At 61.0% G+C, this 13,635-nt stretch carries 11 protein-coding genes; 9 read left to right on the forward strand and 2 right to left on the reverse strand.

Going from position 1 to position 13,635, the window contains the following annotated elements; translation table 11 throughout:
* Window positions 1-296 precede the first annotated feature (296 nt).
* Complete coding sequence (gene olsB / locus HX814_RS30470) at window positions 297-1,052, forward strand: L-ornithine N(alpha)-acyltransferase (protein ID WP_008431132.1); 756 nt, start codon at window positions 297-299, stop codon at window positions 1,050-1,052.
* Window positions 1,052-1,843, forward strand: coding sequence for a lysophospholipid acyltransferase family protein (locus tag HX814_RS30475; protein WP_003219789.1), 792 nt, complete (start codon window positions 1,052-1,054; stop codon window positions 1,841-1,843). Before olsB ends, HX814_RS30475 begins: the two co-directional genes overlap by 1 nt.
* A 109-nt stretch (window positions 1,844-1,952) precedes the next feature.
* Here the strand turns inward: HX814_RS30475 and HX814_RS30480 are convergent, their stop codons facing one another.
* Window positions 1,953-2,537, reverse strand: coding sequence for an ACP phosphodiesterase (locus HX814_RS30480; protein ID WP_003219791.1), 585 nt, complete (start codon window positions 2,535-2,537; stop codon window positions 1,953-1,955).
* Between the two features lie 156 nt (window positions 2,538-2,693).
* Between HX814_RS30480 and HX814_RS30485 the strand changes: the two genes are divergently transcribed.
* Genes HX814_RS30485 through HX814_RS30495 form a run of 3 tightly spaced genes read left to right on the forward strand, consistent with a single transcriptional unit; the run spans window position 2,694 to window position 5,270 of the window.
* Window positions 2,694-3,008: a helix-turn-helix transcriptional regulator gene (locus HX814_RS30485; RefSeq protein WP_003219793.1), complete on the forward strand. Its 315-nt coding sequence runs from the start codon at window positions 2,694-2,696 to the stop codon at window positions 3,006-3,008.
* 13 nt (window positions 3,009-3,021) lie between these two features.
* Window positions 3,022-4,188 carry an MFS transporter gene (locus HX814_RS30490; RefSeq protein ID WP_003219795.1) on the forward strand — a complete coding sequence of 389 codons (1,167 nt, stop codon included), beginning with the start codon at window positions 3,022-3,024 and terminating at the stop codon, window positions 4,186-4,188.
* A gap of 26 nt (window positions 4,189-4,214) precedes the next feature.
* Window positions 4,215-5,270: an alkene reductase gene (locus HX814_RS30495; protein WP_003219797.1), complete on the forward strand. Its 1,056-nt coding sequence runs from the start codon at window positions 4,215-4,217 to the stop codon at window positions 5,268-5,270.
* A gap of 230 nt (window positions 5,271-5,500) precedes the next feature.
* On the opposite strand, the gene HX814_RS30500 is transcribed toward HX814_RS30495, so the two are convergent.
* Entirely contained in the window at window positions 5,501-6,133 is a 633-nt protein-coding gene (locus HX814_RS30500) for a TetR family transcriptional regulator (protein WP_003219798.1), read from the reverse strand.
* A gap of 286 nt (window positions 6,134-6,419) precedes the next feature.
* On the opposite strand from HX814_RS30500, the gene HX814_RS30505 reads away from it, so the two are divergent.
* From HX814_RS30505 to HX814_RS30520, 4 genes are all read left to right on the forward strand, one after another.
* Window positions 6,420-7,568 (forward strand): efflux RND transporter periplasmic adaptor subunit, encoded by a 1,149-nt coding sequence (locus HX814_RS30505; protein ID WP_003219800.1) that lies wholly within the window; start codon window positions 6,420-6,422, stop codon window positions 7,566-7,568.
* A gap of 3 nt (window positions 7,569-7,571) precedes the next feature.
* Window positions 7,572-10,733, forward strand: a complete 3,162-nt coding sequence (locus tag HX814_RS30510; RefSeq protein ID WP_003219803.1) for an efflux RND transporter permease subunit — start codon at window positions 7,572-7,574, stop codon at window positions 10,731-10,733.
* Window positions 10,730-12,187 (forward strand): AdeC/AdeK/OprM family multidrug efflux complex outer membrane factor, encoded by a 1,458-nt coding sequence (gene adeC, locus HX814_RS30515; RefSeq protein WP_003219806.1) that lies wholly within the window; start codon window positions 10,730-10,732, stop codon window positions 12,185-12,187. The genes HX814_RS30510 and adeC overlap by 4 nt, the downstream gene beginning before the upstream one ends.
* A 172-nt stretch (window positions 12,188-12,359) precedes the next feature.
* On the forward strand, window positions 12,360-13,610 hold the full coding sequence (locus tag HX814_RS30520) for an OprD family porin (protein WP_177010079.1): 1,251 nt from the start codon (window positions 12,360-12,362) through the stop codon (window positions 13,608-13,610).
* Window positions 13,611-13,635: the final 25 nt, after the last annotated feature.

A 13,635-nucleotide genomic window follows, 5' to 3' on the forward strand; every position in this document is an offset into this window, starting at 1 on the left:
GGAACCGGGCCGGAGTGCGGGCATGCCGAGCCTAGGCGAGGCACCGAGTGGTGGGGCAAAGACCTTTTGGTTACTTTTGGGGCGTTTGCCAAAAGTGACCCGCTGTAAGAGCGGAACCATAAGCCGCCGTTACCGCAGCAACGGATATGTACACAAAAAACACAGCACCCACCGGCGAAATGCCTGTCATCTAAGCGTCACCGTAACTTCATGGAGATGACACCGGCCCTACATAGCCTGACATGGCACAAACAAGTCGACCGGCCGTAACCCTGGCCGGCACTCGGAGACTCGCCATGACTCAGATCGCCCGCATCAGCGACACCGGCAATGAACGCCGCCTGCAAGCCGAACGCCTGATCGGCGCCCAGGCTTTGCAGGAAGCCCAGGCCCTGCGGTTCAACGTGTTCAGCGGCGAATTCAACGCCAAGCTGAAAGGCGCTGAACTGGGCCTGGACATGGATGACTATGATGTTCACTGCAGCCACATCGGCGTGCGGGATTTGAACAGCGGTCGACTCGTCGCCACCACCCGTTTGCTCGACCACCAGGCCGCCACCACCCTGGGCCGCTTCTACAGCGAAGAAGAATTCAGCCTCCACGGCCTGCTGCACCTCAAAGGCCCCATCCTGGAAATCGGCCGCACCTGCGTCGACCCCGCCTACCGCAACGGCGGCACCATCGCCGTGTTGTGGGGCGAGCTGGCCGAAGTCCTCAACCAGGGCGGCTACAGCTACCTGATGGGCTGCGCGAGCATCCCGATGCACGACGGCGGCATCCAGGCCCACGCGATCATGCAGCGCCTGCGCGAACGCTACCTGTGCAACGAACACCTGCGGGCCGAGCCGAAAAAGCCGCTGCCGGCACTGGACCTGCCATCCAACGTCATCGCCGAAATGCCCCCCTTGCTCAAGGCCTACATGCGCCTGGGTGCAAAGATTTGCGGCGAACCCTGCTGGGACGAAGACTTCCAGGTGGCCGACGTGTTCATCCTGCTCAAGCGCGACGAACTGTGCCCGCGGTATGCCCGCCACTTCAAGGCAGCCATGTGATGAGCCGCCTTCGGGTGTACGGGCGAATTGCCCGCGTGCTGGTGGTGGTGGCCCTGGGTTTGACCATGGCCAGTGTGTTTGGCGTGTTTGAACGTCTGGGCGTGGCCAACTCGATGGTGCGCCGGCAGCGCTGGTCGCGTTTTTTCATGGCACGGCTGACCAACGCCCTGCCCTTTCGCGTGACCGTTCACGGTGAGTTGCCGCAACAGTCGATGCTGTGGGTCAGCAACCACGTATCGTGGACCGATATCCCGCTGCTGGGGATGGTGGCGCCGATGTCGTTCCTGTCCAAGGCCGAGGTGCGCACCTGGCCGGTGGCGGGCTGGTTGGCCGCCAAGGCAGGCAGCCTGTTCATCCGCCGAGGTTCGGGGGACAGCCAGTTGATTCGCAAACAGATGACGCGTCATCTGGAACAACAACACCCGCTGTTGATGTTCCCGGAAGGCACCACCACCGACGGCCGCGCCCTGCGTACGTTCCACGGGCGGTTACTGGCCAGTGCGATTGATGCCGATGTGTCGCTGCAACCGGTGGCGATTCGTTATCTGCGCGATGGCCACATCGACCCGCTGGCACCGTTTATTGGCGACGATGATTTGCTCTCGCACCTGATGCGTTTGTTCGGCAATGACCAGGGCGACGTGGAAATCCATCTGCTCAAGCCGATTGCCTGCGCCGGGCAGGAACGTGCGGCGCTGGCGTTCCAGGCGCAGCAGGCGGTGCAGAAGGCGTTGTTTGGCCCCCTTCCAGAAGCTGAGCAAATGCCAGCGCGGCCAGCATTCGCGGCCTGAAGCGAGCACGGTGAAAAATGTGGGAGCGGGCTTGCTCGCGAAGGCGGTGCATCAGTCAGCAGATTCATTAGCTGACCCACCGCTTTCGCGAGCAAGCCCGCTCCCACATTTATAGTTGTATTGCCAACTGGCTATTTGAGAACCGCTGCAATTCTGGGTAAAACACCCGAAAATCCTCGCTCAACGGCTCGTACAGCGCTCGTAATTCCTGCATGGCATGGCCCAGTTCTTCGGGCCGTGTCAGGCGCCGGCCAATTCCTCGAAGTACCTGTTCCATCACCGCAAATTCGCGGTACGAACCCAGCCAGTCATCCGCCGCCATGTACGGCGCAATCTGCGCCAGCCGCCCCGGCAACGCCGGCTCTTCGGCGAGCACCCGGTAAACCTCAGAGGTAAATCGCTCCAGCGGCTGATCGGCATATAACGCCCAGTCCCGCGCCAGGCAGTGGTCGAAAAACACATCGAGGACAATCCCGGCATAGCGGCGCCGGGTCAGGGTGAAGCGCGACAGCGCCTGCCCGATCAGCGGATGACTGTCGGTGTAGCGATCGATTGAGCGATGCAACTGAATCGCCGACTCGATTTGCGGGCTGAATTGGCCTTGCAGGCGACCTTTAACAAAGTCGCCATACAGGCTGCCAAGCAATTGAGCAGGAAGTTGGCCGCCGAGGTGCAGATGTGCGAGATAATTCATGGCGCGCAGTCTAGCACTGCCGTCAACGTATCGTTATAACCCGATATACCGATTCAATCTGGTTTAAGACCAAAATCATATTGGTATATCGGGATACAACGATTTAAAGTTCGCCTCATCGCGATATAACGTTTTACAAAACCGAGCATCACTGCCATGTCCATCGACCTCGACGAAATAATAAAAGCCCTGGCGCACCCAGTACGGCGAGACATCCTCAACTGGCTGAAAGACCCGAAAGTGCAATTTCCCGAGCAGCTGCACAACCACGAATACGGCATTTGCGCCGGGCAGATCGACCAGCGCTGCGGGCTGTCTCAGTCCACCGTGTCGGCGCACCTGGCGAACCTGCAACGGGCGGGGCTGATCAGCAGCCAGAAGGCCGGCCAATGGCACTTTTTCAAACGCAATGAGGACGTGATCCAAGCCTTCCTCAAAGCGCTCACCGAAGAACTCAGCGCACCGCTGTAACAAGGACCCATCAATGCCTCTCTCGCTACTCATCCTGGCCTTAAGCGCCTTCGCCATCGGTACCACCGAGTTCGTCATCATGGGCCTGTTGCCCGATGTGGCGGCCGACCTCGGTGTATCGATTCCCGGCGCCGGCTGGCTGGTGACCGGCTACGCCCTGGGCGTGGCCATCGGTGCCCCCTTCATGGCACTGGCCACCGCCAAGCTGCCGCGCAAGGCCGCCCTGGTAGCGTTGATGGGCATCTTCATCATCGGCAACCTGCTCTGCGCCCTGGCCAGTGACTACAACGTGCTGATGTTTGCCCGTGTGGTCACCGCGCTGTGCCACGGTGCCTTCTTCGGTATCGGTTCGGTGGTCGCCGCCAACCTGGTGCCGGCCAACAAGCGTGCTTCGGCCGTGGCGCTGATGTTCACCGGCCTGACCCTGGCCAACGTGCTCGGCGTACCGCTGGGCACCGCGCTGGGTCAGGAAGCCGGCTGGCGCTCGACCTTCTGGGCCGTGACGGTGATTGGGGTGATCGCCCTGATCGGCCTGATCCGCTTCCTGCCGGCCAAGCGTGACGAGGAAAAACTCGACATGCGCGCCGAGCTCAGAGCACTCAAAGGCGCCGGCATCTGGCTGTCGCTGAGCATGACCGCGCTGTTCGCTGCGTCGATGTTCACCCTCTTCACCTACGTCGCGCCGCTGCTGGGGGACGTCACCGGTGTTTCGCCCAAAGGCGTGACCTGGACCCTGCTGCTGATCGGCCTGGGCCTGACCGTCGGCAACATCATCGGCGGCAAGCTGGCAGACAAGCGCCTGGCTGCCACCCTGATCGGCGTGTTCATCAGCATGGCGGTGGTGTCCACCGTCCTGACCTGGACCAGCGTCGCCGTGATCCCGACTGAAATCACCCTGTTCCTCTGGGCCACCGCCTCGTTTGCCGCCGTACCGGCACTGCAGATCAACGTGGTGACCTTCGGCAAGGCCGCACCGAACCTGGTGTCCACCTTGAACATCGGCGCCTTCAACATCGGCAACGCCCTCGGCGCCTGGGTGGGCGGCAGCGTGATTGCCCACGGCTTCGGCCTGACCAGCGTGCCCCTGGCCGCTGCTGCACTGGCCGTGCTCGCGCTGCTGGTGACCCTGATTACTTTCCGTCAGACCGGCGATGCCGACCTGGCCCCCGCGACTAACTGATCAACTAAAGAGAAGGGTGTTATCCCATGACGACTATTTTCGATCCGATCAAACTGGGCGACCTGGAACTGTCGAACCGCATCATCATGGCGCCGCTGACCCGCTGCCGTGCCGACGCCGGTCGCGTGCCCAATGCGCTGATGGCTGAGTACTACGTCCAACGCGCTTCCGCCGGGCTGATCCTCAGCGAAGCCACCTCCGTAACGCCAATGGGCGTGGGTTACCCGGACACCCCGGGCATCTGGTCCAACGACCAGGTTCGCGGCTGGGCCAATGTGACCAAGGCCGTGCACGGTGCAGGCGGCAAGATCTTCCTGCAACTGTGGCACGTGGGCCGGATCTCCCACGAGTCGTACCTGGACGGCGAAGCACCGGTTGCCCCAAGCGCCATCGCAGCCAAGGGCCACGTCAGCCTGGTGCGTCCACTGGCCGACTACCCTACCCCGCGCGCCCTGGAAGTCGCTGAAATCGCCGATATCGTCGACGCCTACCGCGTAGGTGCCGAGAATGCCAAGGCCGCCGGTTTTGACGGCGTGGAAGTCCACGGTGCGAACGGCTACCTGCTCGACCAGTTCCTGCAAAGCAGCACCAACCAGCGCACCGACAACTACGGCGGCTCCCTGGAAAACCGCGCACGCTTGCTGCTCGAAGTCACTGACGCCGTGATTGAAGTCTGGGGCGCCGGTCGCGTCGGTGTGCACCTGGCACCACGCGCCGACGCACACGACATGGGCGACGCCAACCTGTCGGAAACCTTCACCTACGTCGCCAAAGAGCTGGGCAAGCGTGGCATCGCGTTCATCTGCTCCCGTGAAAAGGAAGCGGGCGACAGCCTCGGCCCACAACTGAAAGCCGCCTTCGGTGGCCCGTACATCGCCAACGAACGCTTCACCAAGGACAGCGCCAACGCGTGGCTGGCTTCGGGCAAGGCTGACGCCGTGGCATTCGGCGTGCCGTTCATCGCCAACCCGGACCTGCCGGCTCGCCTGAAGGCCGATGCACCGCTGAACGAAGCACATCCAGAGACTTTCTACGCCAAAGGCCCGGTCGGCTACATCGACTACCCGACCCTGGCACTCTGATCTGCTGAAACGAAAAAGCCCCGACTTGCGAGAGCCGGGGCTTTTTTATGGGCCGCAGGAAACATTCCTTCACAGCCTTGCAACAATATTGCTACAAAATACTTAGCCAACTACCTATCAACCGCCCGCCAGCCCGTATATAACGTCACCCCACAAAATCAGGGAAAAGCCTGATTGACCACCCCCGGTGTTTATTGTTGACACAACTGGTCGCAATTACGCATTTTGTCTTAATTGCGCAGGCCAGGGCTCAAGCGCAGCATGTCCAACGCGATATCGACCCAGCGCTCTGCGTCCTGGGCCAACTGGAAACTGTCGGGCACCAGCAGCCACTGGCCGAGAATTCCGTCGATATAGGCGTGCATGCACACCGCGGCACGTACGGTGTCGAGATTCTCCGGAAGCTGCCCGCGATGGACCGCGTTACGCAAGGTCAGCCCGATGCGCAGGTTGCATTCGAGGCTGGCGGTCTGGCGCTGACGGCGCAGATCACACATTTCATCGGTGAATTCGCACTTATGAAACAAAATCTCATTGATGCGCCGGGTCTTCGGGTCCAGGGCCACTTGATGGAACAGATGAATCAGCAGCTTGCGCATGCAACCCAGCGGATCGACCTCGTCCTCGCTCTCACTGGCCCTGGCCAATTCATCCAGCGGCTCGTGCAGCGTATCGAGCATCGCCTGCACCAGGTCGGCCTTGTTGCTGAAATGCCAGTAGATGGCACCACGTGTCACGCCTGCCAGCGCGGCAATATCCGCCAGCGTGGTACGCGCAACCCCGCGCTCGTAGAAGGCCTGCTCGGCCGCTTCAAGAATCTGGCTGCGCGTTTCCTGAGCTTCCTCTTTGGTACGACGAACCATGGCAGTAAAACCTCAATCAGGAGACTTGGGGTGATCGGTAACGCAGACTCAACCGCTGCTAACGACCATCTGAATAATTGTGGGACGACGCCGTCAAGGGCGCCGAACGTACTAGAATCGAGGCTTTGGACGCTGCTTTGTCAACATTCCGCGAAGCCTGTCAAGAGTTTACAAACAACCATGAACGTAAGTATATTGCGTAGCAAGCTACTTATCCACTCAGTGCCTGTTTTTTACCCTTCCACACTTCTTGTGCGCACTCTGCGCGCCTGACCCGAGGATCTTCATGCAACTTAAGCCAGCTGTTACCGCCCTGGTTACTGCCGTCGCCCTGGCATCGCTGCTCAGCGGATGTAAAAAGGAAGAAGCGGCTCCGCCCGCTCAAACCCCTCAGGTCGGCGTGGTCACTATTCAACCTCAAGCCTTTACCCTGACATCCGAGCTGCCAGGCCGCACCACGGCCTATCGCATTGCCGAGGTTCGCCCTCAGGTCAACGGCATCATTCTCAAGCGTCTGTTCAAGGAAGGGGGCGACGTCAAGGAGGGCCAGCAGCTCTATCAGATCGATCCGTCGGTGTATGACGCCTCGCTGAAAAGCGCCCAGGCCAACCTTGCCCAGACCAAATCGATTGCCGATCGCTACAAGCAGTTGGTCGATGAGCAGGCCGTCAGCCGCCAGGAATACGACACCGCCGTGTCCAACCGCATGACCTCTGAAGCCAACGTGCAAACGGCCCAGATCAACGTGCGCTACACCAAGGTGTTTGCCCCGATCTCCGGGCGTATCGGTCGCTCTTCGGTCACCGAAGGCGCGCTGGTCAGCAACGGCCAGACCGACGCCATGGCAGTGATCCAGCAACTGGACCCGATCTACGTCGACGTCACGCAGTCCTCCGCCGAGATGCTGAAACTGCGTCGTGACCTGGAAAGCGGCCAACTGGAAAAAGCCGGCGAAAACGCGGCCAAGGTCAAGCTGACCCTGGAAGACGGCACCGCCTACGGCGTGGAAGGCAAGCTGGAATTCTCCGAAGTCTCGGTCGACGAAACCACCGGTTCCGTGACCCTGCGTGCCGTATTCCCGAACCCTGACCACACCCTGCTGCCGGGCATGTTCGTCCACGCGCAGTTGCAAGCCGGTGTGAACAGCAAGGCCATCCTGGCACCACAGCAAGGCGTGACCCGCGACCTGAAGGGCATCCCGACCGCGCTGGTGGTGAACAAGGACAACAAGGTCGAGCAACGTGTACTGGTGGCCAACCGCACTACCGGCGCCTACTGGCTGGTGGAAAAAGGCCTGAACGCCGGTGACCGTGTGATCACCGAAGGCCTGCAATTCATCAAGCCGGGCATCGAAGTCAAGGTCAAGGACGCTGATAACGCCAAACCCGCCGGTTCCGCTGCTGCTCCTGCTGCCGCTGCTGGTCAAGGGGAGTAATTCATGTCGAAATTTTTTATCGACCGTCCCATTTTCGCCTGGGTAATTGCCCTGGTGATCATGCTGGTCGGGGCACTGTCGATCCTGAAGTTGCCCATCAACCAGTACCCGGCCATCGCGCCAACCGCCATTGATATCCAGGTGACCTACCCGGGCGCGTCTGCACAAACCGTGCAGGACACCGTGGTGCAGGTGATCGAACAACAGCTCAACGGTATCGACAACCTGCGTTATGTCGCCTCGGACAGTAACTCCGACGGCAGCATGACCATCACCGCGACGTTCAACCAGGGTACCAACCCGGACATCGCCCAGGTTCAGGTACAGAACAAGCTCAACCTGGCGACCCCGCTGCTGCCACAAGAAGTACAGCAGCAGGGTATCCGCGTTACCAAGTCGGTGAAGAACTTCCTGATGGTGATCGGTCTGGTGTCGGAAGACGGCAGCATGACCAAGGATGACCTTTCCAACTACATCGTTTCCAACATCCAGGACCCGATTTCCCGGACCGCCGGTGTGGGCGACTTCCAGGTGTTCGGTTCCCAGTACGCCATGCGTATCTGGCTCGACCCGGCCAAGCTGAACAACTACCAGCTGACGCCAGTGGATGTCAGCAACGCCATCCAGGCGCAGAACGTCCAGGTGGCCACCGGCCAACTCGGCGGCCTGCCTGCCCTGCCCGGCACTCAGTTGAACGCCACCATCATCGGCAAGACGCGTCTGCAAACCACTGAAGCGTTCGGCAATATCCTGATGAAGGTCAATACCGACGGTTCCCAGGTTCGCCTGGGTGACGTTTCGCGTATCGAACTGGGCGGCCAGAACTACAGCATCAGCGCACAGTTCAACGGCAAGCCGGCTTCCGGTATGGCGATCAAGCTGGCAGCCGGTGCCAACGCACTGGACACCGCCAAGGCGATTCGCGAAACGGTTGCGTCCCTCGAACCGTTCTTCCCGCCTGGCATGAAGGCTGTGGTGCCGTATGACACCACGCCGGTTGTGACCGAATCGATCTCCGGTGTGGTTCACACCCTGATCGAAGCGATCGTGCTGGTGTTCCTGGTGATGTTCCTGTTCCTGCAGAACTTCCGCGCCACCATCATCACCACCATGACCGTACCGGTGGTATTGCTGGGTACCTTCGGGATCCTCGCTGCGTTCGGCTTCACCATCAACACCCTGACCATGTTCGGCATGATCCTGGCCATCGGCTTGCTGGTGGACGATGCCATCGTTGTGGTGGAGAACGTCGAGCGGGTAATGGCCGAGGAGCACTTGTCGCCCAAGGAGGCGACGGTCAAGTCCATGGGCCAGATCCAGGGGGCCCTGGTGGGTATCGCCCTGGTGCTGTCGGCGGTATTGCTGCCAATGGCGTTCTTCGGTGGCTCCACCGGTGTGATCTACCGCCAGTTCTCCATCACTATCGTTTCGGCGATGGCGCTGTCGGTACTGGTTGCCCTGGTCTTCACCCCGGCCTTGTGCGCCACCATGCTCAAGCCGATTGACCCGGAAAAACACGGCCAACCCAAGCGCGGTTTCTTCGGCTGGTTCAACCGTACCTTCGACCGTGGCGTACTGAGCTACGAGCGCGGCGTCGGTAACATGATCAAGCACAAGTTCCCGGCGTTCGTGGTCTATGCCCTGATCCTTGCCGGCATGATCTGGATGTTCACCCGCATTCCAAGCGCGTTCCTCCCAGAGGAAGACCAGGGCGTGATCTTTGCCCAGGTACAAACGCCGGTGGGTTCTTCGGCTGAACGTACGCAGAAAGTCATCGACGATATGCGCGCCTACCTGTTGAACGACAAGGAAGGCGAGCCAGGCGAAGGCAAGGCTGTCAAATCGGTGTTTACCGTGAACGGCTTCAACTTCGCCGGTCGTGGCCAGAGCTCGGGCCTCGCGTTCGTGATGCTCAAGCCGTGGGACGAGCGTGACTCGAGCCAGTCGGTATTTGAGGTTGCCAAGCGTGCCCAGGGTTACTTCTTCGGGGCCTTCAAGGACGCCATGGTATTTGCCGTGGTGCCACCTTCGGTACTCGAACTGGGTAACGCCACCGGTTTCGACGTGTTCCTGCAAGACCAGGGCGGCGTCGGCCACCAGAAGCTGATGGATGCGCGTAACCAGTTCCTAGGTGCCGCGGCACAAAGCAAGATCCTGGCGGGCGTGCGCCCCAACGGCGTGAACGATGAGCCGCAGTACGAGCTGACCGTTGACGACGAGAAGGCCAGTGCCCAGGGCATCAGCCTGGCAGACATCCAGCAGACCCTGGCAATCGCCTTGGGTGGCAGCTACATCAACGACTTCATCGACCGTGGTCGTGTGAAGAAGGTGTATGTACAGGGTGACGCCGCCAGCCGGATGTCTCCGGAAGACCTGAGCAAATGGTACGTGCGCAGCACGTCCGGGAAGATGGTGCCGCTGTCGGCCATCTCTTCGGGCAAGTGGATCTTCGGTTCGCCGAAACTCTCGCGCTATAACGGTGTAGCGGCGATGGAAATCCTCGGTACCCCGGCACCTGGCTACAGTACCGGTGATGCGATGGCGGAAGTCGAACGCATTGCCAAGGACCTGCCGGCTGGCGTTGGTTACTCCTGGACCGGCCTGTCGTACGAAGAACGTCTGTCCGGCTCCCAGGCACCTGCGCTGTACGCCCTGTCGCTGCTGGTGGTGTTCCTCTGCCTCGCGGCACTGTACGAAAGCTGGTCGATCCCGATTGCGGTGATTCTGGTTGTACCGCTGGGTGTGATCGGTGCGTTGATCGCCACCAGCCTGCGGGGACTGTCCAACGACGTGTTCTTCCAGGTGGGCCTGTTGGTGACGGTGGGTCTGGCAGCGAAAAACGCCATCCTGATCGTGGAGTTCGCCAAGGAGCTCCACGAGCAGGGCAAAGGCATTGTCGAGTCGGCCATCGAGGCATCCCGCATGCGTCTGCGACCGATCATCATGACGTCCATGGCGTTCATGCTCGGCGTACTGCCCCTGGCAATTTCCACCGGTGCCGGCTCAGGTAGCCAGCACGCCATCGGTACGGGCGTAATTGGCGGTATGATCACCGCCACGGTCCTCGCGATCTTCTGGGTACCCCTGTTCTTCGCAACCGTGTCCTCCGCTGGCGAGCGTAAAAAGACTGAACCCAAGCAAACTCCTAAAGAGGCTGGCCAATGAGCAAGTCGCTACTTTCCTTAGCTGTCACGGCATTCGTGCTCAGTGGCTGCTCGCTGATCCCGGACTACCAGCGCCCTGAAGCGCCGGTAGCCGCGCAGTTCCCGCAGGGGCCGGCGTATTCGTCGGCCCAGGCGCCGGGCCAGGCGGCTGCCGAGCAGGGCTGGAAGCAGTTTTTCCATGACCCTGCCCTGCAACAGCTGATCCAGACCGCCCTGGTGAACAACCGCGACCTGCGTGTCGCGGCCCTGAACATCGATGCGTATGCCGCGCAGTACCAGATCCAGCGCGCCGACCTGTTCCCGGCGGTCTCGGCCACGGGCAGCGGCAGCCGTACGCGCACCCCGGCCAAGCTGTCGCAGACCGGCGAAGCGGGCATCACCAGCCAATACTCGGCGGGCCTCGGGATCAGTTCTTATGAGCTGGACCTGTTCGGCCGCGTACGCAGCCTGAGCGAACAAGCGCTGCAACAATACTTCGCGACCGAAGAAGCGCGTCGCACCACCCAGATCAGCCTGGTGGCCAGCGTGGCCAACGCCTACCTGACCTGGCAGGCCGACAAGGAGCTGCTCAAGCTCACCCAGGACACCCTGGGCGCGTACGAACAGAGCTTCAAACTGACCTCGCGCAGCAATGAAGTCGGCGTGGCTTCGGCCCTGGACCTGAGCCAGGCCCGTACCTCGGTGGAAAACGCCCGGGTTGCACTGGCGCGTTATACCCGCCAGGTGGCCCAGGACGAAAACAACCTGACCCTGCTGCTGGGTACCGGCCTGCCGGCGAACATCGTCAGCCGGCCATTGGCTGATGACCTGTTGAGCGAAGTACCGGCCGGCCTGCCATCGGACCTGCTGCAACGTCGTCCCGACATCCTGCAGGCCGAGTACAACCTCAAGGCGGCCAACGCCAACATCGGTGCGGCACGCGCTGCGTTCTTCCCGAGCATCACCCTGACCGCCAGCGCCGGCACCGCGAGCCCGACCCTGGGTGGCCTGTTCAAGGGCGGTTCGGGTACCTGGTCGTTTGCACCGCAGATCAACATCCCGATCTTCAACGCCGGTAGCCTGCGCGCCAGCCTGGATTACTCGAAAATCCAGAAAGAGATCAACGTCGCCAACTACGAGAAAGCCATTCAGACCGGCTTCCAGGAAGTCTCCGACGGCCTCGCCGCCCGTGAGACCTACAAGCAGCAACTGGACGCCCAACGTGGCTTCGTCGCGGCCAACCAGGATTACTACCGCCTGGCCGAGCGTCGCTACCGTATTGGTGTCGACAGCAACCTGACGTTCCTCGACGCCCAGCGCCAACTGTTCAGTGCCCAGCAATCGCTGATCACCGACCGCCTGGCGCAGCTCAATAGCGAGGTCAACCTGTACAAGGCCCTCGGTGGTGGCTGGAACGAACAGACCGCGAAGAACGAACCGTTGAAAGAAGAAGCACCGCCCTTGAAGTTGTTCTGATAGTGGCGCAGTAAACAAAAACCGCTTCCCGCCCAGGAAGCGGTTTTTTTACGCCCATGACTTTGCGTTCGATCATCGCCCACAACCCGCTCTCCCCCACTTTCATCGCCCCCGCACCGCCCCGCACCATGGCCGCCACCTGCATAACCCCAATAACAACAGGTCTGACACCATGAGCACTTTCGACCCGCGCCGGCTTTTGCTGGCAACCGCTGTCGCCAGCATTGCCCTCCCCGTTGTCGCTGAAGAACACGGCTTCCTGGAAGACGCCAGCGCCAACCTAAACCTGCGTAATTTCTTCTTCAACCGCAACTACACCAACCCCAGCAAGACCCAGGGCAGCGCACAGGAGTGGACGCAAAGCTTCATCCTCGACGCCAAATCCGGCTTCACCCAGGGCACCGTCGGTTTCGGCGTGGATGTACTGGGCCTGTACTCATTGAAGCTCGATGGCGGACGCGGCACGGGTGGCACCCAGCTGTTGCCGCTGGACCACGATGGCCGCCCGGCGGATGAATTCGGGCGTCTGGGCGTGGCGTTCAAGGCACGGGTTTCAAAGACAGAAGTGAAAGTCGGCGAATGGATGCCGGTGCTGCCGATCCTGCGTTCGGACGATGGCCGCTCGCTCCCGCAAACCCTGCGCGGCGGGCAAATCACCTCCAAGGAGATCGACGGCCTGACCCTGTACGGCGGCCAGTTCCGCGCCAACAGCCCACGGGACGACAGCAGCATGACCGACATGTCCATGTTCGGGAAAACCGCGTTCACCTCCGACCGCTTCAACTTCCAGGGCGGCGAATATGCCTTCAACGACAAACGCACCCAGGTCGGTGTGTGGAACGCCCAACTCAAGGACATCTACAGCCAGCAATACCTCAACCTGATCCACAGCCAACCGGTGGGCGACTGGACCCTGGGCGCCAACCTCGGGTTCTTCTATGGCAAGGACGACGGCAGCGCCCGCGCCGGTGACCTCGACAACAAGACCTGGTCCGGACTGTTCTCGGCCCGATACGGCGGCAACACGTTCTACGTCGGCCTGCAAAAACTCACCGGCAACAGCGCCTGGATGCGCGTCAACGGCACCAGCGGCGGCACCCTGGCCAACGACAGCTACAACGCCAGCTACGACAACGCCCAGGAAAAATCCTGGCAGGTACGCCATGACTATAACTTCGCCGCCCTGGGAATTCCGGGCCTCACGCTGATGAACCGCTACATCAGCGGCAGCAACGTACACAGCGGCACGGTGACCGATGGCAAGGAATGGGGACGGGAAAGTGAAGTGGCCTACGTGGTGCAGAGCGGAGCGCTGAAGAATCTCAACGTGCGCTGGCGTAACTCCAGCATGCGCCGGGACTACAACAATAACGAGTTTGATGAAAACCGGTTGATCGTCAGTTACCCGATAAGCCTGCTGTAAAGCCTCGACAGTCTTGTTGTATGGT

It is taken from the genome of Pseudomonas sp. C8002, assembly GCF_013385765.1.
Taxonomy (GTDB): domain Bacteria; phylum Pseudomonadota; class Gammaproteobacteria; order Pseudomonadales; family Pseudomonadaceae; genus Aquipseudomonas.

Excerpts from the sequence above, each read along its gene's own strand:
- olsB (WP_008431132.1), top strand. The coding sequence starts at position 297 with ATGACTCAGATCGCCCGCATCAGCGACACCGGCAATGAACGCCGCCTG.
- HX814_RS30475 (WP_003219789.1), top strand. The coding sequence starts at position 1,052 with ATGAGCCGCCTTCGGGTGTACGGGCGAATTGCCCGCGTGCTGGTGGTG.
- HX814_RS30480 (WP_003219791.1), bottom strand. The coding sequence starts at position 2,537 with ATGAATTATCTCGCACATCTGCACCTCGGCGGCCAACTTCCTGCTCAA.
- HX814_RS30485 (WP_003219793.1), top strand. The coding sequence starts at position 2,694 with ATGTCCATCGACCTCGACGAAATAATAAAAGCCCTGGCGCACCCAGTA.
- HX814_RS30490 (WP_003219795.1), top strand. The coding sequence starts at position 3,022 with ATGCCTCTCTCGCTACTCATCCTGGCCTTAAGCGCCTTCGCCATCGGT.
- HX814_RS30495 (WP_003219797.1), top strand. The coding sequence starts at position 4,215 with ATGACGACTATTTTCGATCCGATCAAACTGGGCGACCTGGAACTGTCG.
- HX814_RS30500 (WP_003219798.1), bottom strand. The coding sequence starts at position 6,133 with ATGGTTCGTCGTACCAAAGAGGAAGCTCAGGAAACGCGCAGCCAGATT.
- HX814_RS30505 (WP_003219800.1), top strand. The coding sequence starts at position 6,420 with ATGCAACTTAAGCCAGCTGTTACCGCCCTGGTTACTGCCGTCGCCCTG.
- HX814_RS30510 (WP_003219803.1), top strand. The coding sequence starts at position 7,572 with ATGTCGAAATTTTTTATCGACCGTCCCATTTTCGCCTGGGTAATTGCC.
- adeC (WP_003219806.1), top strand. The coding sequence starts at position 10,730 with ATGAGCAAGTCGCTACTTTCCTTAGCTGTCACGGCATTCGTGCTCAGT.
- HX814_RS30520 (WP_177010079.1), top strand. The coding sequence starts at position 12,360 with ATGAGCACTTTCGACCCGCGCCGGCTTTTGCTGGCAACCGCTGTCGCC.